This window comes from Lactobacillus sp. ESL0684 (assembly GCF_029392675.1).
Classification (GTDB): Bacteria; Bacillota; Bacilli; order Lactobacillales; family Lactobacillaceae; genus Lactobacillus.
The window spans coordinates 161,460-183,247 of record NZ_CP113941.1 but is presented as its reverse complement, the minus strand read 5'-3'; the positions used below and the strand labels follow the sequence as shown (position 1 = coordinate 183,247).

The following is a 21,788-nucleotide window of genomic DNA, read 5'->3' as shown; positions in this document are numbered from 1 at the left end:
GAATTTGCAGTTATATATAATATCTCGAGCTGATTTATAAAGTTTAATAATAATTCATGAAAAAGTTAATTTTTTCTTCTATAATAACAAGTGTTGGAGGATAACTAATCAATGAAAAAACCGCTAAAATTTTGGCGTAAATTCATATATGCCATAATCGCTGCCTTAACCTTTACTAGTACCGCAACTGCTCTTGAGCCTGATAATTCACAGTCAAGTTTCCCAGATGAAATCGTTGCAGCTAAAAAAGCTAAGAAGTCTAAAAAGGTCAAGAAAAAGAGCAAAACCAAAACTACTAAAAATAAAAGTAAAAATTGTCACTGGAAAAAGCCAACTGCAACAGTTTATCTTGACCTAAATGATGACCCCGAATTAGTTGATGCTAGCAATGAGGCAATTAAAGCATGGAATGATACCAATGCTTTTACTTTTAAAAAGAGCAAGCAAAAAAAGTCTCAAATTACGATTGAACCAATGTTTGATTCTGAAACAGACGCGGCAGGACAAACCCAAGTTACCTATAATCCCAAAAACAAGCTCATTGCTAAAGCCAAAATTCAGTTAAATACTTTCTACCTGTATAATTTGATATACGGCTATACTCACCAAAGAATTGTCAACACAGTTGAACACGAGTTGGGCCACGCGATCGGGCTTGATCACAACCAAGGCAAATCTGTCATGTATCCATCAGGTTCGCTATATGATATTCAGCCAATTGATGTCAAAAACGTTAACAAAATCTATCAGAAAAAATAATTGGAGCAAATCATGAAAAGAATCTATATCGTACGCCATGGACAAACTTATATTAATCGCTACAACAAAATGCAAGGTTGGTGCGATACTCCGTTAACCCAAAAAGGTATTACTGGCGCTGAGCAAGCTGGTGAAACACTACGGGATGTCCCTTTTGATATTGCTTTATCAAGTGATTTAAAACGGGCTAGTGACACTTGTGACATTATTATTGAACATAATCAAAATCATGATGAATTGCAGCATATAGCTAGTCCATATTTTCGTGAGCAATTTTATGGATACTTTGAAGGAATGGATAGTGACATGGCTTGGCAAATGATTGGTGGGCCTCATGGTTACCAGAATCATTATGACTTGTTAAAAAACGAATCAATCGACACTGCCAAAGATTGGCTTAAAGAAGCCGATCCGTTTCATGATGCCGAAAATGCTGCAGAATATTGGGCACGACTTGATAAGGGATTTAAATTAATTAGTGAGCTGGATGGTGCTGAAAATATTCTATTGGTAACTCATGGATTTACTATTCGTAGCATTGCAGCACGTTACAGTAATTTCGATATTAGTGTCAGCCCACGCAATGCCTCGATTACCATGATGACAATGACTAACCAAAAAATGGAAGTTACTTCTTACAATAAAATGGAACTATAACCATTAACATTTTATTTTTTATAGAGTACAATAAAGTTAAAATAAAACAAAAAAGTCTATGGGGTGCCCGTTATATTGGCTGAGATGATACTCATAAACCTGATCTAGATAATACTAGCGCAAGGGATAGACTAACTTGAAAAGTCCTTTGCACAATCTGCGCAGAGGACTTTTTTATACTACCAAGGAGTAAACGATGACTAACCAAGGAAAACAAACTGAAAAATTAACAATTCTAGCAATTATGATTGCGCTAGACGTAGCTTTATCACCACTTTTTCGAGTCGAAGGGATGGCTCCTATGTCAAGTGTCATCAACGTAATTGGCGCAACTATGTTAGGCCCAGTTTATGTCACCATTATGGCAACCATGTGTGGCATTATCCGCATGCTAATTTTAGGTATTCCACCGCTAGCTCTGACTGGAGCAATTTTTGGCGCACTCCTTGCTGGTATTTGCTATAAAATAACTGGCAAACTTTGGGCCGCCTGTCTAGGCGAAATCTTTGGTACTGGCATTATTGGTTCTCTACTATCTTTTCCAGTAATGGTTTGGTTCACGGGTAGTGCCAATAATCTGTACTGGTTCGTTTACACGCCTAGATTTATTGGTGCAGCCCTAATCGGTTCAACGGTTGCTGCCATCATCATGCTAAAGCTTGGTAAAATCAAGCAATTTCAAAAGGTACAAAAATTATTTTTTTAGATAAATAACCAAAAATAGCATTCCCGCTCAATCTTTCTTGATTTGCCAGGAATGCTATTTTTTACTACTTTTTTAATTAATCATCTTTTGAGTGTCTTTCACCAATTTGAAATTCTGCTTGATGTTCAAACATATACTCAACTGACATTGGTTCGTCTCCAGTCAATTTTTTAAAGTCATCTGTATAAGAACTCATTTTACCCATTCGCACAGCTTTAGAAAATGAAACCATTCCATCTGATGAAAACGGTGCTTCAGAATCTTTTTTAAATTTACCAGAAGTATTTCTTGGAACTCCCATTGCATCAAAAAGTTGATAATTTTCTTCATCAGTAATTTCTTGATACTTAATATTATTACCGGTGACCTTATTAGCAATCGCAACAAAATCACTGATAGTCATCAGATCCTTACCATTAATATTCAAAATTTTATGATGCAAATCGTCAGCTAATGTAGCATAAGCAACCGCTTTGGCACAATCTTTACGTGAAATATACGCCATCTTACCGTCACCTTGACTATTAGCTAAATCCTTACCTTGTTTTACAAAAGTAAAGTAATTGGTAACCATCGCTTCTGCATATTGCGAATTACGTAAGATAATATAGTCTAACCCACTCTTTTGAATATAGTCTTCAGTATAAGCATGATCAATCTTTTCAATACTTGGATTGGTTGGATCGCCAGCGTTAACTAATGAAGTATAAACAATCTTGGAAACACCAGCTTCTTTAGCAGCATCGATTACATTTTTGTGTGCCCGTTGTCTTTTTTCCCCTACAAAAGGCATCGAAATTAGTGCCAAGACATCTCCGCCAGCAAATTTTTCGGCTAAACCATCACTAGAATTAAAATCTGCTTGACGAGTTTCAATTCCTTGATCAGCAAAGTTTTGCAATACTTGTTCATTATAGCCACAAAAGATCAAGTTCTCTTTGTCACTAAGTTTCAATAAATTCTTAGCAGCTTGACCACCTAAATTACCATCAACACCTGTTAAAATTATTTTGTTCATGTTTTCCTCCTATTTAGCAATCGCTTACAGTTTATGTGATTTTAAGAGCAAAGTCTAATATGAATATTTAATACAGTAACACTTTTTCTTATGAAAGCTGTATTGTAAAGTTGCTAAGTAGCTTAACTATTACAAAAATACCAAGGTTAATTTTCAGACAAAAAAAGTAGTTAGAACTAACATAGTCGTCTAACTACTTTTTTAAATTATTCAATTATTTTATAAATCATTGGATAAGGTTTAGCTTCATCCGCAATCTCAATGCAGTCATAAAGCATTTCTTTAATGTCAGTAACATCTTCACGATTAGCATGAATAGTTAACAAGGATTCGCCGGCTTCAACGCGATCGCCGACTTTTTTATTAAGTTCAATACCGACACCATAGTCAAGTGCATCATCGGCCTTTTGACGACCACCACCAAGTTTCATGCTGGCAATTCCAACTTCATCAGCCGTTAATTGTGCTACATAACCACTAGTTTTAGCAGGTAGAGCAATTTGATATTTAGCATGTGGCATTACACTATAATCATCAATTACTGACCCATCTCCGCCTTGAGCAACTACCATGGCTTTAAAGCGATCTAGAGCCGAACCATCAGCAATTGTCTGTTCAAGCAACTTTCTTGCCTTATCAGTTGTCTTAGCTTTACCACCTAAAACAACCATATGACTACCAAGAGTTAAAACCAATTCGAGTAAGTCCTGCGGTCCATTACCTTTAAGAACGTCAAGTGTTTCTTCAATTTCTAAGGTATTGCCCACCTTGTTACCTAGTGGTTGGTTCATGTCAGAAATTAGTGCCATGCACTTCATACCAACACCCTTACCGATTTCTACCAATGCGTGCGCCAATTCCTCAGCCTCTGGCAAAGTCTTCATAAAGGCACCAGAACCAGTCTTAACGTCGATAACCAAAGCATCTGTTCCAGAGGCAATTTTCTTACTCATGATTGAGCTAGCAATCAAGGGAATTGAATCAACTGTGTCGGTTACATCCCGGAGCGCATAAATCTTTTTATCAGCGGGCGCAATATTCCCAGTTGCACCAATAATTGCCAACTTTTCTTGTTTAACTTGATCAATAAACGCTTGCTCACTAATTTCAACTTGATAACCCGGAATTGCTTCTAGCTTATCAAGCGTACCACCTGTATGGCCTAATCCGCGCCCAGAAATCATGGGTACAGGAATGCCCACGGCAGCTACCATAGCAGCTAACGGCAAGCTGACTTTATCACCAACGCCACCTGTTGAGTGCTTATCAACCTTAATTCCAGGAATTTCAGACAAATCCAAGTGATCTCCAGAATTCATCATATCTAGAGTCAAAGTTGCTCGTTCATGATCAGTCATATTATTAAAGTAAATGGTCATTAGCAACGCACTAGTCTGATAATCAGGGATTGTGCCATTAACAACACCATCTACAAAAAACTGAATTTCTTCATCTGTTAGTTCATGACCGTTTCTTTTTTTGTCAATTATGTCTACCATTCGCATAGTATTCACCTCATTATTGATAGGTGAGTAATTCCTGTGCAATTGCTTGATCCAAAATAAACTCGTTAGCGTAGCCTGCTTTAATGACCGCATAGACTGTCGGTGCCTTTAAGATGCCGCTGGCAATCAAAACAGAATGGGCTTTAGTCTTAAGATCGGCTAACTCAATCCCAACTGTACGATCATTCAATTCACGACTAACAATCTCACCATTACTATCAATAAAGCGAGAAACAATGTCACCAACTGCATCTTGTTGCAGGGCCTGCTTTTGTGCATTGTTGAAATATCCCAGTTGAAAGAGCAACGCGTCTTTACGAACAGTTCCTACACTAAAAATAGCAATATTAGCCTTGCGACCAAGCTTCAAGGTATTCTCAATAAACTGGTCTTGTTCGACAATTTCCTTAGTTAACTTATTGTCAAAAAATGGCGGTAATGGTAAGAAATGAGCCGACGCATCTAGAGCATTAGCCAGCTCTGTCACACTCTCGTCAGCATAAGTTTCTTCATTATTGATATTTACTCCACCCTTAAGCTGGACAACAGACACATCAGGAACAGAATGCTTTTCTAGTTGCGAGGTAACCATATGAATCGTTTGCCCCCAGCCAAGACCGATAATATCGTGTGGCTTAACCAACTGAGTCAGATACTGTGCAGCATATGCACCAACACCTTTAATCGCAGTCAATTCACCATTAAAGTTATTAGGCACAACCAAAATCTTGCACTTAAACTTTTCAGATAATTGTTCGCTAAGATTAGTAGTATTGACTAAGGGATTACTAATTTCAATTTTGACCACACCAGCTTCACGTGCAAGTTTCAACAGCCGCGAAACCGTTGGTCTGGAAATACCCATATCACGAGCTATTTCCGTTTGTCCTAAGTTATCTTCATAATAAAGCCGTGCAACTGCTGCACTCTGGGTTAGTTTTCTCTTATCATATTTTTCAGGCATTGGCTATCTCCACCATAATTGACAAAATACATTCTTCAATGAACTATTCAAATTATTGAACTTAATCAAGTTTACCATAATCTAGTTGGGAATTAATCTCTGCCTTTTAATATACCACAGACGCTTATCTAGTAATGTCTACGCCATTTATAATTTCAGTTACCTAAACCTTGGATCTTATTTGTAAAAGAATTACTCTAATTATTTTTTATTTTAAATCTGCCAAAAAGCTGGTACCAACACCATTACCTTCAACCCCAAAGTTATCCAGAACTGTTGCACCAAAGTCAGAAAAAGTATCTCTAATACCTAAACTATTTGGATTCTGCATACTTGGTGAATATGCTAGTAACGGTACATATTCTCTAGTATGATCGGTACCCTTATACGTCGGGTCGTTACCATGGTCAGCCGTAATTAGCAATAAGTCGTCATCATTTAGATTATTAATGACTTTGCTTAAACGTTCATCAAGTTCCATTAAGGCTTGACCATCTCCTACAGTATTGCGACGATGACCATACATTGCATCAAAATCAACCAAATTGATGAAACAAAAGCCAGTAAAGTCTTCTTGCATCACGTGATCGACATGATCCATGCCATCCATGTTACTTTCGTTATGAAAGTTTTCATCAATTCCGTGACCTGAGAAGATATCCATTGTCTTACCAACAGCGATTGTCTTATAACCCGCAGCTTGCAGATGATCTAACACCGTCTTACCGCTTGGTTCCAAAGTAAAATCATGCCGATTAGCAGTTCTAGTAAAATGACCTTTACCACTACCGACGTAAGGCCGAGCAATGATTCGACCAACCATATATTCTGGTCCATTAACTAGACTTCTGGCATAACGCGAAATCCGATACAATTCTTCAACCGGAATTACATCTTCATGTGCAGCAATTTGTAAAACTGAATCACCAGAAGTATAGATGATTAAGTCACCAGTTTCCATTTGGTGTTCACCAAGCTCATCAATAATCTTAGTTCCAGATTCTGGACGATTACCGACAATTTTACGACCGGAAAACTTGGATATTTTATCTAGCAAATCGTCTGGAAAGCCATTAGGAAAGAAACTAAGCTCTTGCATTACAGGCATTTCCATCATTTCCCAGTGACCGTCAAGACTATCTTTACCAACTGAAACTTCTTTCATCTTACCGTAAGCACCGATTGGCCTAGCCTGCACAGGCACACCTGCAATAGGAGTATCACGTAAATTAGATAAACCTAACTTAGCAAAATTAGGTAATTTTAGTTCACCTTTAAAATACTCACCGATATGACCTAAAGTGTCAGCACCAACATCATCAAAATCAGCAGCATCTGGTGCTTCTCCAGTACCAATTGAATCCATTACTAGACCAAAAATACGTTTATATTTCATTTGTTTAGCCTCTTTTAAAAATTAAGCCAAAATGTCAACAGTTGCACTGACACCCAAACGACTAGCACCAGCTTCAATCATTGCCATCGCTTCATCATATGAGTGGATACCACCTGAAGCTTTAACGCCCAAGCGATCGCCAACAGTTTCCCGCATTAACTTAACATCTTCTACCTTAGCACCAGCAGAACTAAAACCAGTAGAAGTCTTAACAAAGTCTGCCCCGGCTTGTTCAGTTAACTTGCAGGCACGAACCTTTTGTTCATCATTCAAAAATGAAGTTTCAATAATCACTTTAAGAATCTTGCCTTGAGCATGAACTGCTTCAGTAACCGTCTTAATATCAGCTAACACTGCATCATCGTTACCAGCAATTAATTCACCAATATTGATTACCATATCAATTTCTTCGGCCCCATCGGCAATTGCCTTAGTTGCTTCATCAGCCTTGGCCTCACTGCTCATAGCTCCCAGAGGAAAACCAACTACACAACAAGTATTAATGTCCGTACCCTTTAATTCTTCAGCCACTAAACTTGCCCAATAAGAATTAACGCAAACTGAAGCGGTATTGTATTCCTTAGCCTCAGCACAGGTCTTTAAGATATCCTCCTTAGTTGCATTGGGTTTCAAAAGTGTGTGATCTAAATATTTAGCTAATGTTGTTTTATCCATGTTCAACAACTCCTTTCACTTTAAAGTATAACTATTTTTTTACAAATGTAAATGTTTTAGTTGAACATTTGTAGCATTTTTGAAATTCAATTTTAGATCAAGCCTTTCATAAAAGCTTATGAACATAATTTCACATAAACTGTTTACATATGTAAAGAATCGTGCTAATCTATGCAAGTCAAGTTAAAAGGCAATTGGTAGCGCAATCCTTTTAGTAATTAATTTAAAATCAACCTACTCCAGATTAATTATTAACCTTGTTTAATTTGGACTGTATTATTTAGTAGAAAGGTTTATCTTCATGCAATTTTTATTCTTACTAACCGGAATGGCCCTAGTCTTCATTATCGGCTGGTTAGTCAGCAACGATCGTAAACATATTAAGTTTAAGAAAATCGGAATTATGTTTGCATTGCAACTGCTGATTTCATTTCTTTGTTTAAAAACTTCTGGCGGTGTCAGTGCAATGGGCGCAATCTCTAACTTTTTTGGTTGGTTAATGACCCAAGCTGCTGCCGGCGTTAATTTCGTATTTGGCGGGGTAGTAATCAAAAAGGGAGCCTCAGTCTTTTTTCTAGACGTGCTAATGCCTATCGTATTCATTTCAGCCTTAGTGGGAATTCTCAATTATCTAAAGATCCTGCCTTTTATTATCAAGTGGACCGGCTTTTTGCTTAATAAGTTGGCAGGAATGGGCGAACTTGAGAGTTACTTCGCTGTTTCGACTGCTATTTTAGGTCAGCCCGAAGTTTTCTTAACAGTTAAAGAGCAAATTCCTAAACTAGATGAAAAAAGGCTCTACACTATCTGTGCATCTGCTATGAGTGCAGTATCAGCAGCTGTATTAGCGTCATATATGCAACTAGTACCTGGTAAGTTCGTAGTAACTGCTGTCTTTTTAAATATCTTATCTGCACTAATTGTTACCTGCATCGTCAATCCATACGATGTAACAGCAGATAACGAACTACATGTTGAAGCAGAAAATACGACTGAAAAGGAGCCCTTTTTCCAAGTCGTGGGCAACTATATTCAAGATGGTTTTAATATGGCAATCACCGTTGCCGCAATGCTAATCGGCTTCGTTGCCTTAATTTCATTTTTGAACAGCGCCTTTACTAATATCTTCCATATTAGCTTCACTAGCATTCTTGGTTATATTTTCTCACCGATTGCCTTTATTATGGGTGTACCTATGCAAGATGTTACCAAGGTAGGTAGCTTGATGGCCACCAAGATTTTAACTAACGAGTTTGTTGCTTTAGGTGATCTAACTAAAATTGCTGCAACTTTGACGCCTAAGGCTAACGCGATTATTTCATCTTATTTAATCTCCTTTGCCAACTTCGGCGTGATCGGTATTATTACTGGCTCAATTAGATCGATTAGCAAAAAGGCCGGTACGATCGTTTCCAAGTTTTCAATGAAATTACTGCTTGGTGCAACTTTGGCCTCAATTTTGACTGGTACGATTGTTGGTTTATACTTCTAATTCAGTTATTTACAAAAATTATAACGAGCGTTTTTTACAAGCGCTCGTTTTTAATTAGCAGAAAACCTACTTAAACCTTAAAGATTTTTATTAAAAAACATCTGCAGTAGTCAAATATCACTAAAGCAATTATAATTAAGATAAGGTTTAATAAGGAGGAGAATTTCCTATTATGAAGAAAACTACAATTTGGGCAATTGTTGCAGCAGCAGTAATTGCCATTGGCGGGGGTGTCATTTATGGCACAGAAAAAGCCAGCAGCAACAAAGTAGATGCTGCTTATGAAAAGGCGATGAACAGTGGCAAGGAAGCTGTTAAAGATCAAGATTATGTTGCAGCTCGCAGTGATTTTGCAAAAGCCAATGAAGTCAAACAAACCAAAACCGCACAAATTTATGAAAAGCAAGCTAATAATATGCAAGCAGCCGTTAATGCTACTAAAGATGGCAAATATAGTACTGCTTTACAAAAAGTAGCTGCGGTCACTAATGAAGATAATGGCTATTCTGTTTTAAATAAGCAAGGACAAAAGTTAAAAACAACCGTTAACGAAGTACAAGACAATTACCAACACGAAATCAAACCATTGCTGGCTGATGCTAAAAAAGCCGAAACTGATAGCAAATACAGTGAAGCAATTAAGCAGTATCAAAGTATCTTAGACTTGCCTTACATTAATGGCAAATACTATGCTACTTATAAACAAGAAGCTGAGGACGGCATTAAGGCTGATCAAAAAGCTAGCCAAGTTAATAATGATTCGACTACCAACAAGCAATCCACTCAAGCAAATACCAATAGTTCTTCTACAAACAAGGCCAATGAAGATACTGGTAATGCTGGTAAGACTGGTGAAGGCTCTATGGGCGATCACAAGGTGCATGGCAAGACCGTAACAGACGATCAAATTACCCAATTGCGTAAACAAGTTGGTAGCCTAGGCTTTGATGCAATGTCTTGGAGTCCGCAAGACTTAATTGATATGTACCGCAAGAGTGGTCGCAGTAATATTAACCAAATAACCAAAAAAGATATTCAAACTTATCTAAAACCCTAACTAATATCCTCGTTTTAAGGATAAATTACCGCAAAAGTTGCTTTTAGTGTGTAAACTCGGTAGAATGACTATTGACTTTCACGTTTCCTATTTTTATTAAAGGAGTGTCTGCTTTGACTGAAAAAGAAAAAAATACCAAAGATAATGAAGAAACAATTGATCTTGAAGTAGTAGTGCCACAAGCTAACTGGAAAACTATGCCGCAAGAAGAATTTACTAGTCAACCTGATTATTTACAAATTTTTGCCGATTTCTATATTGCTCAATTCAACGAGCGTGATTTAGAAATTATGGATGCTTATGACACTGACGCCAATATGGTTGATATTAACCATTACATTATTGATAATATTAACTTTTCACGGCGCGAATTAGTTAAGCATGTTTTGCAATATCACGGACAAAATTTCCAAAATCTAGTTGATGAAATTGTCAAACAAGATAACATTGCACCAACGGAAATGACTACTTATCAAGATTGGGAAAATTGGTATGAGGACAGACGTTCCCACATTACTAATTCTTTGTCATAATTACTTGTAATATAGTTAAAAAAAGAACAAAATAGATGCTTAGAAGAGAATGTCATTATGACGTTCTTTTTTACTTAAAAATAAATATATTATTGTTATCTACAGGGAGTATGCAATAACTATGAAGCAGAATAAGAAACGAATCTCAGCTGCTGGACTTTTGATTACTATTGGGATTGTTTATGGAGATATTGGTACCAGTCCGCTTTACGTAATGAAGTCAATTTTAGCTGGTAATGGCGGCATTGCTTCCGTTAATCGTGAACTAATTTTAGGTTCAATTTCATTAATTTTTTGGACTGTCACTTTGTTAACCACAGTGAAATACGTGTTAGTTGCATTAAATGCCACTAACCGTGGTGAAGGCGGGATTTTTGCTCTTTATGCTTTAGTTCGCAAACGTGCCAAATGGCTGGTAATTCCTGCCTTATTGGGCGGTGCCGCATTGCTGGCTGATGGAACGCTAACTCCCGCAGTAACCGTTACGACTTCGATTGAAGGCTTAAAGAACATGCATTTCGGTGCTAATGTTCCTGTGCCTAACCAAGGAGTAGTAATTATGATTACCATCATTATCTTATTACTGCTCTTTTCAATCCAAATGCTAGGTACTAGTAGTATCGGTAAAGCCTTTGGTCCCGTTATGTTTATTTGGTTTACTTTTTTAGGGATTATTGGACTAATTAATCTGCGACAAGATTGGTCAATTTTGGCCGCGCTTAATCCAATTTGGGCAATTAAGATTTTGTTTAGTCCAGCTAACAAAGTTGGAATTTTCATTCTTGGATCAATTTTCTTAGCTACAACCGGTGCCGAAGCTCTTTATTCAGACGTTGGTCATGTTGGTAAGGCCAATATTCGTGGTTCTTGGCCATACGTATTCATTTGTTTAGCACTAAATTATTTAGGACAAGGTGTCTGGATCTTGCAAAATCCACACTATCAAGCTAATGGAACTGAACTTAACCCTTTCTTTGAAGCTGTGCCAAGCAGTTGGCGGTTATTCGCCATTATTTTGGCAACATTAGCTGCAATTATTGCTTCACAAGCTCTAATTACTGGTTCATTCACTTTAGTTTCTGAAGCTATTGGGTTAAAGTTCTTGCCTAGGATGAATATTAACTACCCTACTACTGAACATGGCCAGATTTATATTCCTGCGATTAACAAAATGATTTGTGCCGGAACCATCGCAGTAGTAATTTTCTTCCAAACATCGCAACACATGGAAGCCGCTTATGGTCTGGCAATTACCGTGACTATGCTAATGACAACATTATTACTATTCGAATACCTAGGTAGCAAACAGCAACCGCTAGTTTTACGATTAGGCTTCTTGTTAATTTTTGGCTTTATTGAAAGCATGTTTTTAATTTCTAGTTTAACTAAATTCATGCGTGGTGGTTACGTAACTGTCTTAATCGCTGGTCTAATCGGCGTAGTCATGTTCATCTGGTACTTTGGTAATCAAGTACGGGATAAACATGAAGGTGCTCATACTTACGTTCGCTTAGACGAATGTACTGATATGTTAACTGATCTTAGTCACGATGAAGACTATCCAATTTATGCTACTAATTTAGTCTATATGGCTAAAGTTAAATATAATAAGTTCATTAAGCGTGAAGTGATGTACTCAATTTTGGATAAGCGACCTAAACGTGCTAAAGCGTATTGGTTTGTTTCCGTGAATATTACTAACGAACCTTTTACCGCAAAATACGCGGTTAACACCTATGACACCAAGAATGTGATTAACGTTCAGCTCTTCTTAGGTTTTAAAAAGCAAACTAGTGTCAACATTTATCTGCGGCAAATTGTTCATGATCTTATTAAGGATGGGACAATTGAAGCTCAGCCCCAAGAATATACTACTACGCCTGGACGAGACGTTGGCGACTTTTCCTTTGTAATTATTAATGACATGGTCAGCCCTTTAACTAAGCTAAGGGGCTATGAAAAGTGGATTGTTCAAGCTCGTGTCTGGCTCCAGAATCTCTCATCTAATCCAGCCACTTGGTTTGGTTTAGAATATACTGATACAGTAATCGAAAAGGTGCCACTAATTTTAGGTAAACCAGAAGGCAACCTGCATATTAAACGGGTTGCTCCCAAAGACTATTCCAATTTAAAAAATGCAGACAATAACTAAATAATACAACATAAAAAAGACCCTACTCCAAACGGAGTAGGGTCTTTTCGTGTAATTCATCTAGCTAAAATAGCTAAAAAACCTAATAAATTTTACCAGATGTGCACGCGCTCAGCTGGATCGAGCCACATACCATCAGTGGGTTTTACACCAAAGACTTCATAAAAGTCATCTTGACACTGAATCTGTACGTTAGCTCGATCTGGACCGGGCGCATGCACATCAACCGCTGTTTGCGATTTAATGGATTCAACTAATTGCTTATTAGCCCAAATCCGTGCAAAGTTTTCAAATAATTTCTTTAAATCATCATTTTCATTCTTTGCGGCTTCAACGGCAGCGGTAAGACCACCTTGATCAGCAATATTCTCTGATACAATTTGCTTACCATTTAATTTAACTGGACCATATTCAAGACCGTCAAATAAGTCAATTTCTGCTTGAGTTCTCTTTTTAAACTCGGCATAATCTTCGTCAGTCCACCAATTAGTCATATTCCCAAATTTATCGAATTGAGCACCATTATTATCAAATGCATGTGAAACTTCATGGGCAATCACAGAACCAATTCCACCAAAATTAGTTGCTCTGTCTTGCTTCAAATCGTAAAACGGCGCTTGTAAAATCGCTGCTGGGAACGTTAGATCATTTCTTTGAGGATCATAACATGCATTAACCAAGTTGGCTGGCATTGCCCAAACAGTCCGATCAACTTCTTTATGCAATTGTTCCATATTATATTTTTGTTCAGCAATTGCAAATGCACGATCATTCGAATACAAGCTTCCGCCTTGACTAGCGGGAGTTACTTCCAAACGGTTATAGATGTCTTCAATTTTTTCTGGGTAGCCAATCTTCAGTTCTAAAGCTGTTAATTTACCAACTGCTTTTTGCTTAGTTGCTTCTGACAACCAATCATTAGCTAGCAAGCGCTCCTCATATACATCAAGCATTCGGTGAATCATATCTTCAACATCTTTTTTGGCTTCAGCACCAAAATAAGTTTGCCCATAATATACACCAACAACTTCGCTAAAAGCTCCATTGGCAATATGATAAGCCTGTTTTTCACCACTAGACAGTTCAGGTTGTCCGGACAATGCTTGACTGAATGGAAAAGCTGCTTCACGAAAATCTTGTGATAAATCAGACGCTGCACCATTAATAAAGTTAACAATCATCCAACCCTTGATTTCAGCAAAATTAGCTTCATTAATGATCTCATTGATATGATCAAGATAACGTGGTTCTTCCACATTAATTCGATCAGGCTCTTCACCAACAACTGCTACCAGGTATTGCTTAATCTTGAAGTCTTTGAACTTAGCTTCAAAGTCAGCAATCTTCATCGGATTATAACAAGCTGGATAATCAGCCCACTCTTCAGCCGACTTAACCACCTTAGCAAGTCTTGCATCAAACTTAATTGCATCTGCTGCATATTGTTCTGCTTGCTCAGTCTCAATTCCTGCCATTTCCAACAGCTTAACAGACTGCTTTTGCAAAATAGCTAACAACTTAGGAGCATCTTCAGTCTCATAAGTAGTAGTGTCTGGTAAATAGGTTCCTGGACCTGAAAATCCCAACAAATTAACCTTAGTATTCTTCATATCAGGATCAACACTAAGTCCAAATGGAATTGAAGCAAAACTAGCTAAATCAGCTGCGTTCAAATTATAATCAGAAAAGTCTTTAAGTTCTGTCAACCTTGTCAAGTCAGCTTTGATTGGCTGTGCTCCATCAGCATTACGCTTATCAAAGTCCTTAGCTAATTTATACAAATTCACTGCTTTGTCGAGATTAGCAATAGCGGGAACAGCCTTTTTGCCAGCTGCAAAGTCCGCAAAGTCTTGCATTAAGTGCTTTTCAACATTGACATCAATCATGTCAAACGCTGCCATTCGTGAACGATCGGCAGGAATGTCAGTCTTTTCTAACCATTCAGAATTTACGGCTAAGTAAATATTATCTTGTGGTCTAGTACCTACTTTAGGTTCAATCACACCACCACTGCCACCGCGGACAGCACTAATATTTTTCATTCAGTAATTCCCCCTCTTCATCTAAAATTTACATAGTCTAATATTATCATTTTATTGAATCATTAAACATTAAAAACTCTTTACAAAATCATTTATACAAAGTAATATCTTTGCGCAATTTGGCATGAAGTGGCACTAATAAAATAATCATCAGTAAAATACCAATCGCTGCTACCATAAAAAACGGCAAATAACCGGCATGGTCAATAATCATCCCGCCAAATAACGGACCAAAGGCTTGTCCGGTACCACGAGCCACATTAATTTCACCTTGATACTTACCTTTACTACTCATTGGCGACAAATCATTGATATAGGCAGGGACAGCCGGAAAGGCGGTTGATTCACCTAACGTTAAAATGAACATCGATAAAGCAAAATGACCAAAATCACGCGCAAAAATCAATGTAACAAAGGAAATAGCGAACATAAATGTCCCAAAAATGATTTGCTGGAATAGGTTTTTAAATAATCGCGGAAAACGAGCCAGAATCATTTGCATAATCACAATTACTGCGCCATTCAACGTCCATAATAAACTATACATATGGAATGGTATCCCAAGTGAAACCATGTAAACGGAAAGATTAGACTCCCAATTCATATACATTAACCAGGTTACTGCTAATGAAACCAAAAATCCCATCATTAACATAAAATTAGGTTTAGGCATCGGTTCAGCTTTGGGAATATTGCCACCAGTCTTTTTTTGACTTTGCCGCTTTTGATGAAAGCTAATAATTGGCCGATAATTAATCGCCGCATTAATACAAGCAATTACAAATAAAGATGCAGCCAAGATAAATAAGAATTCAATCGAAAAATCATACAAATAACCAACAATTAGGGTACCAGTCACTGTCCCTAGATTTTGAGCAAAATAGATTAAATTAAAAACATACCGCCCTGGATATTTCTTTAAACTAGTTGCTATCGAATTAATTAATGTAGCATTCCAACCACTAATAAAGCCAGTAATCGTGAGCCAAACCCAGTATTCTGGCCAACCATGAAAAAAGGCCATTAAAAATAAAACTACTGCATCTAAACCTAGACCAGCAACTATTAACGGATATGGATCACAGCGATCATATAATCGTCCTGCAACCAGCGACCCCAAAACATTGCTAGCACAATTACAAAATAGTACTATTCCAATAACCGACAAGCTAATGTGGAGCTGCTTATTCAGATAAACTGATGTTAACGGCCAAACAAAGCTTTCACCAATCCACGTGGCTAACTCACCTAGAAGTAACCAACGTAATTTGATTTCTGTTTCATTATTTGATCCATGTGTAAGTTTCATTTTTTCAGTCCTTTCTATCATTAAAGTCCATCTAATAGTTTAGCAATAACCCATAAAAAAGAACACCCTCAAGCAAAGAAAAAAGACAACTTCAGCTTGATTCTGAAATTATCCTTTATCATAGTTAGTTTTTCTTACCAAAGAATTGTCCCTTATTAACTTGGTAATATTCCTTATATCGTGCGTAATAATTATGGAACATATACCTCATTAATAACCAACGCTTAAAGCCATGATCTTTATCATAAAAAACCGTCGTACCATAGCGTCCTTCATGGATTAGTTCCTCAGCAATTTGCTTTGCTTTATTATCATAAGCATATTGCTTAAAGATTTTTACTGGAACACCTAGCCATAAAACTTGCTTAGACTTAAGTTTATTCCCGTAAACAGTTGGCTTATCCTTCAAAGTATCGTAGACATAATCATCAATATACCATTTAGCTAGATTATAGCCATTTAGCGTGACGTAAAAGCTCGAACGACCTTGACGCAGATTAATTTCGAAGAATTTAAACTCACCATCACGCTCATCGTATTTCAAATCGAAGTTGGCCATTCCAGTATAATTCAGGTCTTCCAAAAAAGCCTCAACTTGTTCATACAGCTTTTCGTTAAATTCTGGCAAAATCGCCATGTAATTGCCAATTGCCTGTGGTGTTGGATCTTCTAACAATGGATGTCCTAGACACAACATTTTGAGACGGTGATCTTTACCAACATAAGCATTCAATACACGCATGTTAGAATCATCACCTGGAATAAAGTCTTGCAAGATTAAATCAGCCTGATAACCATTATTATAGATTTTGCCTACAATATCTTGGAGTTCTTCTTCATCATGAATCGTAAAGGCCTTTTTACGCCCTTCAAACTGGACATCAAGCCAAGAAACTGGATCTTCTGGCTTAAGTTCTACTGGATAATCAAATGGAAAGTCCAAATAGTCTGCATTCTTAAAGTCAGCCTTAGTAATAATTTTAGTCTTTGGGTATGGCAAGCCATGCTCCTCAGCTATCTGATAGAAGCCTTCTTTAGAGATCAGTTTTTCCAGTAAATCATAGTCGATATATGGCACAACAAAGGTCTGTTGTAACTCTTCTTTATGCTTAGAAAGCAGCTCGGCATACCCGTCACCACAAGCAATCAAAATAACTGGTTCTTGGTGGTCTTGATAAAGTTGCATCTGCTCACGCATGACTTCGATAAAAGTTGGATCCTCACTAAAGCCATGGTGCAATTCAACATCAACAATCTTCGAATAACGTGTTGGCGCTAATTGTGTATCAGCCAATGCCTTGACACTAATTCCATAAGCCTCATTGAATGAACGAGCCATTCCATATACGTTAATATCACTACCAAGAATGATTGGTGTAAAATCTTGCTTCATTTTTAAAATCTGCTCCTAATCAAACTAGCTTTCCTTGTTCAAGTAAACTAGCTACTTCTGGTTGCACGTGCTGATACTTAGCAACTGTTCCTTCATAATCAACGAAGAACAACTTGTACCACACAAGGAAAGTATAGATCGTCCAAATTTGCCGACGTGCTGAACCATCACCTTGATAATTATCATCTAACATTTGCAAAATCTTTTGCTGATCAAAAATATCGCTAACAAAGTCTTCACTAAATAACTCACGTACTTGCTTATAAAAACGTGGCTCTTTTAACCAGGCTTTGATTGGGGTCGGAAAGCCTAATTTAGGTCGTTTAGCCCATTCATCTGGCAAAACCTTTTCACTCGCTTTACGTAAAGCATATTTAGTGTCATGTTTATTAACTAAATATTCCGTTGGAATTGAATTTGCCCGTTCAGCAATCTTACGGTCAAGATATGGCACCCGCAACTCCAGTGAATGTGCCATCGAAATCTTATCCGCCTTTTGCTCAATATCATTTAACATAAAGTGATGCAAATCAATGTATTGCATTTGACGTACATTATCGAGATCTTTAACTTTCTTAAAATCGTGTTGATAAATACCGTTAACAGTTAGCTTGTTACGATATGATGGCTTCAAAATACTATTGGCATCATCAGCAGTGAAGATAGTGGGATAATCCATATCGTAGATTACTGACTGTCCAACATAAAACTCACTTGGCTCAGCTAAATTAGTATACAGGTGAACCTTGCCAGGAAAGTTCGGCATTTTCTTAACCTTGTGCGCTAATCTTACCCGATTTTTCTTTGGCAGTTTTTTCAATTGAGAAGTAAAGACTTTAATCACACTATTATGAGTATGCATACCGTAATTGACATAACCTGCAAATAATTCATCAGCACCTTCACCTGATAGAGCAACAGTCACATGCTTGCGCGCCATTTTACACAGATACCACAGCGGGATGATCGACGGATTAGCATCTGGCTCATCCATATGATATTGCATTTCCGCAAAGTCATTCATGGCCTCGTCTGCATTTACTTTATCTGAGAAAAATTTCCAGCCTTTGATATCTGCTAAATCTTTCGCCTTTGAAGCTTCATCATAAGTCGCATCATCAAAAGAAATTGAGAATACATCATCAGGATCTAAAATACTCGTGATATAACTCGAATCTACCCCTTCTGATAGAAATGCCCCAACTGGTACATCAGCGTTATGATAAAGTTCAACCGTTTCTTTCAGGTCCTCGTCAATCTTTTCAACCGTTTCTTCAAAGCTAAGATTATTAGCTTGATATTCAGCATCCCAATATTGATGAGTCTTCATCTCGCCATCATGATATTCAAACCAGTTCCCAGCTGGAAAACGATAAACTCCCTTAAAGAAGGTTTCATCTAAATCATTATATTGGTTCATTAAGTATGGCTTAACAGCCTCAGTGTTTAATCTACGCTTAAAACCAGGAAAAGCCAAAAAACTTTTGAGTTCAGATCCTACTAATAAATGGCCATTTTCGTTACTATAATATAGCGGCTTAATACCAAAGAAATCTCGAGCACCATACATTGTCTGGTTTTCATCATCCCAAATAATAAAGGCAAACATGCCACGTACTCGTTTAAGCAGGCCATCCATGCCCCACTCTTCAAAGCCATGCAATAATACTTCCGTATCAGTCTTAGTAGTAAAAGTATGACCAGCGGCAATTAATTCTTTTCTTAACGGCTTAAAGTTATAAATTTCACCATTAAAGATAATCGCCTTGGTATTGTCTTCATTATAGATTGGCTGGCTGCCACCCCGTAAGTCGATAATTGATAGCCTTCTAAAGCCAAGTGCAACCTTATCATTAGTGTAAAAGCCATCTGAATCTGGCCCCCGATGTTTAATCGTCGCCATCATCTTACCAATGGCGGCTTGCTTGTCATTTATTGCTGGATCGTAAAAAGCGACAATTCCGCACATATTTATCTTTCCTTAATCAGTTTTTTTAGTTTTATCAGTTCTTTTAATTAACTTTTCTATTATATGCTAAAAGGCGGTGGTTTTCCAAACTCCCCGTTCTTATTTAACTAAATATAAAAGAATCTACGCTTAGAAGCAGCACCGTACCCAAAGACCTGAATCAAGTGCTTAGTCAAATCAATATTTACAATATAACCTGCAAATTCAGTTTGAGAATCAAGCTGACGATGCCAATTTTTATTGTATTTGGTAGTCAGTGAATGACTTTCACCCATTAAAGCTGAGCAATTAAACAAAATATATTGAATGCCATTAATGCGATACTGGTCTTCACGATGCCGATGACCGCAAAAGTAAGCGATAATTCTAGCATTTTTAATTTTAGTAAAGTCGAAATCATTGGTTAGGCGGAACTCTGCCGGAATTCCTTGCACAGAATGCATCCGACCCTTTTCACGCTGGTTAAAAGCCACCAGCAATTCATGCAGCGAACGACCATTATACTTAAGAGCATTTGAACCTTTACGATTAATTGGATTAGCATGACTCATTAAAATAATTTGCTTATTTGATGACTGCGTCAAAATTTCAATAATTTCCTCAATCTGATCTTCACGAATCGCCAAAGTTAACTTCTCATCATATTTTTTTTGTCCCTGAGCATTTAAGATATATGGTACATCCGAAGTATTAACGGAGATGAAACGCAAATTACCAACATCATAGTAACAGACTCCGTGAACCCGTGACACATAATTAATCCCCTTTTGAGCATACATCTTGGGCCACATGATTTTTTCAAATTCGTTTTCAGGAAAAGAGGCACGCAAATCATGATGCTCATCATACTTATCGTTTTCATCATGATTACCTTTAATTAGCACTGCTGGCACTTGACTATCGCAAAACGAATCACGTAGTTTGGTTAATTCACTCTCACTTAAAAATCCAGTATCAGAGCCGTCAATCCAATCACCTAAGTGTACTTTTAAATCTAGTAGCTTTGCTTGGTCAAGATAAGAAAACTCGTTAACATGCGTTAGACCATTCCAACCATAAAAGTCACTACTATTACGGTCTTTATAATGTGTATCAGAAATTAAACTCACGTTAACTGAATTATCACCTTGCCGAATATGCTTGCGCACCCGTTCAACAAATTGATCCAAATATTCTTCTACTACATAGCGCCGCCCAGTCTGCGGACTAACAAAAGCACGATAACGATCTAGTTCCGGATTAAATTCACGCACATATTCTGGAGCTAACTTTTCGGTACTTTCTAAGCTAAGTGCCTGATGTAATAAATCATTTTCATCTTGATAAACAGTTAAGTGATACTCTTGTCCGCGCGGAGTTCTTTCATCAGCGCCAACCTGATACTCGCCAACACTGCGATATGATTGCAGCGGGTCTAAGCTAGCTTTTTTAGAATAAATAGGTCGTTTTCTAACGTCCTTAACATGACTGGCCATACCTACAACTTGCTTAAAAATATTCATTATTTGGCCTCAAAGCTAAAGAAAAAGCCGGACTATACCCAGCTTTTAAACAACTATACCCGATTTGCCAAAGCGTGTGCTGCCAACCCAATTGATAAGACAGCATCTTTAGACAAAACAGTCTGTAAATCTTTACCGGCAACAGCCTGGACAGCACTAATTACCTTAAGGCTATAAGTAATAACATGATAATCAACTTCTGCATTATAAAAATCATCCTCATAAGGATTTTCATGATTATAAGTCAAATTAAGTTGGTTTTGATTAACAAAACCATCCACATGATTAGTTAACACACGATCATGTAAATCTGCCAGTTTTTCTGATAACTTAATCAAGGTCAATTTATGATCACTTTCTGACTCATAATATTGTTCTTGCGTCATGTCAAAGTATTCTTTAATCGGCTTGTGCAGAATTTGCAAGCTATCAATTGCTTCATAGACAGCTTCCGCATTAAAATCTTGTTCATTATTTAGAATTTCAGTTTGATTTTTGGCCAAATTGTCAGCCAAAGTCATTGTTGCTAATTCTTCCATGATTTCCTCCTAAATTAACTTCTATTATAACAAATACGGCTATTAAGTAGTACCTTTATTATTTTTAAGCGATTTCAGACTTAAACATCACTTTTGATTAAATTAACTAATTCAAAAACA

18 protein-coding genes and 1 riboswitch are annotated in these 21,788 nt (G+C 37.2%); of the genes, 7 read left to right on the top strand and 11 right to left on the bottom strand.

All coding sequences use genetic code 11. The annotated features are described in order from the left end of the window. The first annotated feature begins 111 nt into the window (after positions 1 to 111). The 3 genes from OZX56_RS00860 (at position 112) to thiW (ending at position 2,122) form a co-directional block, all read left to right on the top strand. Positions 112 to 759, top strand: a complete 648-nt coding sequence (locus OZX56_RS00860; protein WP_277139824.1) for a matrixin family metalloprotease — start codon at positions 112 to 114, stop codon at positions 757 to 759. A 12-nt stretch (positions 760 to 771) separates the two neighbouring features. Continuing rightward, positions 772 to 1,416: a histidine phosphatase family protein gene (locus tag OZX56_RS00855; RefSeq protein ID WP_277125007.1), complete on the top strand. Its 645-nt coding sequence runs from the start codon at positions 772 to 774 to the stop codon at positions 1,414 to 1,416. Between the two features lie 49 nt (positions 1,417 to 1,465). Then, a riboswitch (TPP riboswitch) is annotated at positions 1,466 to 1,560 on the top strand. Positions 1,561 to 1,612: 52 nt separating this feature from the next. Beyond that, on the top strand, positions 1,613 to 2,122 hold the full coding sequence (gene thiW / locus OZX56_RS00850) for an energy coupling factor transporter S component ThiW (RefSeq protein ID WP_277125009.1): 510 nt from the start codon (positions 1,613 to 1,615) through the stop codon (positions 2,120 to 2,122). 76 nt (positions 2,123 to 2,198) lie between these two features. Here the strand turns inward: thiW and OZX56_RS00845 are convergent, their stop codons facing one another. The 5 genes from OZX56_RS00845 to deoC form a co-directional block, all read right to left on the bottom strand. Continuing rightward, positions 2,199 to 3,140 carry an NAD(P)H-binding protein gene (locus OZX56_RS00845; RefSeq protein WP_277125012.1) on the bottom strand — a complete coding sequence of 314 codons (942 nt, stop codon included), beginning with the start codon at positions 3,138 to 3,140 and terminating at the stop codon, positions 2,199 to 2,201. Positions 3,141 to 3,346: 206 nt separating this feature from the next. After that, entirely contained in the window at positions 3,347 to 4,645 is a 1,299-nt protein-coding gene (locus OZX56_RS00840) for a pyrimidine-nucleoside phosphorylase (protein WP_277139823.1), read from the bottom strand. A 13-nt stretch (positions 4,646 to 4,658) separates the two neighbouring features. Beyond that, positions 4,659 to 5,609, bottom strand: a complete 951-nt coding sequence (locus OZX56_RS00835) for a sugar-binding transcriptional regulator (RefSeq protein WP_277139821.1) — start codon at positions 5,607 to 5,609, stop codon at positions 4,659 to 4,661. 208 nt (positions 5,610 to 5,817) lie between these two features. Next, positions 5,818 to 7,005 carry a phosphopentomutase gene (locus tag OZX56_RS00830; RefSeq protein WP_277139820.1) on the bottom strand — a complete coding sequence of 396 codons (1,188 nt, stop codon included), beginning with the start codon at positions 7,003 to 7,005 and terminating at the stop codon, positions 5,818 to 5,820. 21 nt (positions 7,006 to 7,026) lie between these two features. Next, the gene (deoC, locus tag OZX56_RS00825; protein WP_277139819.1) at positions 7,027 to 7,680 is read right to left on the bottom strand and encodes a deoxyribose-phosphate aldolase; all 654 of its coding nucleotides are present in this window, start codon (positions 7,678 to 7,680) and stop codon (positions 7,027 to 7,029) included. A gap of 301 nt (positions 7,681 to 7,981) precedes the next feature. Between deoC and OZX56_RS00820 the strand changes: the two genes are divergently transcribed. The 4 genes from OZX56_RS00820 to OZX56_RS00805 all read left to right on the top strand — a co-directional run bounded on the left by OZX56_RS00820 (position 7,982) and on the right by OZX56_RS00805 (position 12,914). Continuing rightward, positions 7,982 to 9,172, top strand: coding sequence for a nucleoside transporter C-terminal domain-containing protein (locus tag OZX56_RS00820; protein WP_277139818.1), 1,191 nt, complete (start codon positions 7,982 to 7,984; stop codon positions 9,170 to 9,172). 172 nt (positions 9,173 to 9,344) lie between these two features. Next, positions 9,345 to 10,229 (top strand): hypothetical protein, encoded by an 885-nt coding sequence (locus OZX56_RS00815; RefSeq protein WP_277139816.1) that lies wholly within the window; start codon positions 9,345 to 9,347, stop codon positions 10,227 to 10,229. Positions 10,230 to 10,342: 113 nt separating this feature from the next. Then, complete coding sequence (locus OZX56_RS00810; RefSeq protein WP_277125025.1) at positions 10,343 to 10,762, top strand: hypothetical protein; 420 nt, start codon at positions 10,343 to 10,345, stop codon at positions 10,760 to 10,762. A gap of 121 nt (positions 10,763 to 10,883) precedes the next feature. Beyond that, positions 10,884 to 12,914, top strand: coding sequence for a KUP/HAK/KT family potassium transporter (locus tag OZX56_RS00805; protein ID WP_277139815.1), 2,031 nt, complete (start codon positions 10,884 to 10,886; stop codon positions 12,912 to 12,914). Between the two features lie 92 nt (positions 12,915 to 13,006). Here the strand turns inward: OZX56_RS00805 and OZX56_RS00800 are convergent, their stop codons facing one another. From OZX56_RS00800 to OZX56_RS00775, 6 genes are all read right to left on the bottom strand, one after another. Next, complete coding sequence (locus OZX56_RS00800) at positions 13,007 to 14,956, bottom strand: M13-type metalloendopeptidase (RefSeq protein WP_277139814.1); 1,950 nt, start codon at positions 14,954 to 14,956, stop codon at positions 13,007 to 13,009. Positions 14,957 to 15,044: 88 nt separating this feature from the next. Further along, the gene (locus OZX56_RS00795; RefSeq protein WP_277125030.1) at positions 15,045 to 16,265 is read right to left on the bottom strand and encodes an MFS transporter; all 1,221 of its coding nucleotides are present in this window, start codon (positions 16,263 to 16,265) and stop codon (positions 15,045 to 15,047) included. Positions 16,266 to 16,389: 124 nt separating this feature from the next. After that, positions 16,390 to 17,658: a carboxylate--amine ligase gene (locus OZX56_RS00790; RefSeq protein WP_277139813.1), complete on the bottom strand. Its 1,269-nt coding sequence runs from the start codon at positions 17,656 to 17,658 to the stop codon at positions 16,390 to 16,392. 19 nt (positions 17,659 to 17,677) lie between these two features. Continuing rightward, the gene (gene asnB / locus OZX56_RS00785; RefSeq protein ID WP_277139812.1) at positions 17,678 to 19,627 is read right to left on the bottom strand and encodes an asparagine synthase (glutamine-hydrolyzing); all 1,950 of its coding nucleotides are present in this window, start codon (positions 19,625 to 19,627) and stop codon (positions 17,678 to 17,680) included. 107 nt (positions 19,628 to 19,734) lie between these two features. Beyond that, positions 19,735 to 21,129, bottom strand: a complete 1,395-nt coding sequence (locus tag OZX56_RS00780) for a metallophosphoesterase (protein ID WP_277139811.1) — start codon at positions 21,127 to 21,129, stop codon at positions 19,735 to 19,737. A gap of 53 nt (positions 21,130 to 21,182) precedes the next feature. Beyond that, positions 21,183 to 21,668, bottom strand: a complete 486-nt coding sequence (locus OZX56_RS00775; protein WP_277139810.1) for a hypothetical protein — start codon at positions 21,666 to 21,668, stop codon at positions 21,183 to 21,185. Positions 21,669 to 21,788: the final 120 nt, after the last annotated feature.

Bases quoted from the DNA above. Each gene is read 5' to 3' on its own strand.
- OZX56_RS00855 (WP_277125007.1), top strand. From the start codon at position 772: ATGAAAAGAATCTATATCGTACGCCATGGACAAACTTATATTAATCGC.
- asnB (WP_277139812.1), bottom strand. From the start codon at position 19,627: ATGTGCGGAATTGTCGCTTTTTACGATCCAGCAATAAATGACAAGCAA.
- OZX56_RS00805 (WP_277139815.1), top strand. From the start codon at position 10,884: ATGAAGCAGAATAAGAAACGAATCTCAGCTGCTGGACTTTTGATTACT.
- OZX56_RS00860 (WP_277139824.1), top strand. From the start codon at position 112: ATGAAAAAACCGCTAAAATTTTGGCGTAAATTCATATATGCCATAATC.
- OZX56_RS00830 (WP_277139820.1), bottom strand. From the start codon at position 7,005: ATGAAATATAAACGTATTTTTGGTCTAGTAATGGATTCAATTGGTACT.
- OZX56_RS00840 (WP_277139823.1), bottom strand. From the start codon at position 4,645: ATGCGAATGGTAGACATAATTGACAAAAAAAGAAACGGTCATGAACTA.
- OZX56_RS00835 (WP_277139821.1), bottom strand. From the start codon at position 5,609: ATGCCTGAAAAATATGATAAGAGAAAACTAACCCAGAGTGCAGCAGTT.
- OZX56_RS00780 (WP_277139811.1), bottom strand. From the start codon at position 21,129: ATGAATATTTTTAAGCAAGTTGTAGGTATGGCCAGTCATGTTAAGGAC.
- OZX56_RS00800 (WP_277139814.1), bottom strand. From the start codon at position 14,956: ATGAAAAATATTAGTGCTGTCCGCGGTGGCAGTGGTGGTGTGATTGAA.
- thiW (WP_277125009.1), top strand. From the start codon at position 1,613: ATGACTAACCAAGGAAAACAAACTGAAAAATTAACAATTCTAGCAATT.
- OZX56_RS00845 (WP_277125012.1), bottom strand. From the start codon at position 3,140: ATGAACAAAATAATTTTAACAGGTGTTGATGGTAATTTAGGTGGTCAA.
- OZX56_RS00815 (WP_277139816.1), top strand. From the start codon at position 9,345: ATGAAGAAAACTACAATTTGGGCAATTGTTGCAGCAGCAGTAATTGCC.
- OZX56_RS00795 (WP_277125030.1), bottom strand. From the start codon at position 16,265: ATGAAACTTACACATGGATCAAATAATGAAACAGAAATCAAATTACGT.
- OZX56_RS00820 (WP_277139818.1), top strand. From the start codon at position 7,982: ATGCAATTTTTATTCTTACTAACCGGAATGGCCCTAGTCTTCATTATC.
- deoC (WP_277139819.1), bottom strand. From the start codon at position 7,680: ATGGATAAAACAACATTAGCTAAATATTTAGATCACACACTTTTGAAA.
- OZX56_RS00790 (WP_277139813.1), bottom strand. From the start codon at position 17,658: ATGAAGCAAGATTTTACACCAATCATTCTTGGTAGTGATATTAACGTA.
- OZX56_RS00775 (WP_277139810.1), bottom strand. From the start codon at position 21,668: ATGGAAGAATTAGCAACAATGACTTTGGCTGACAATTTGGCCAAAAAT.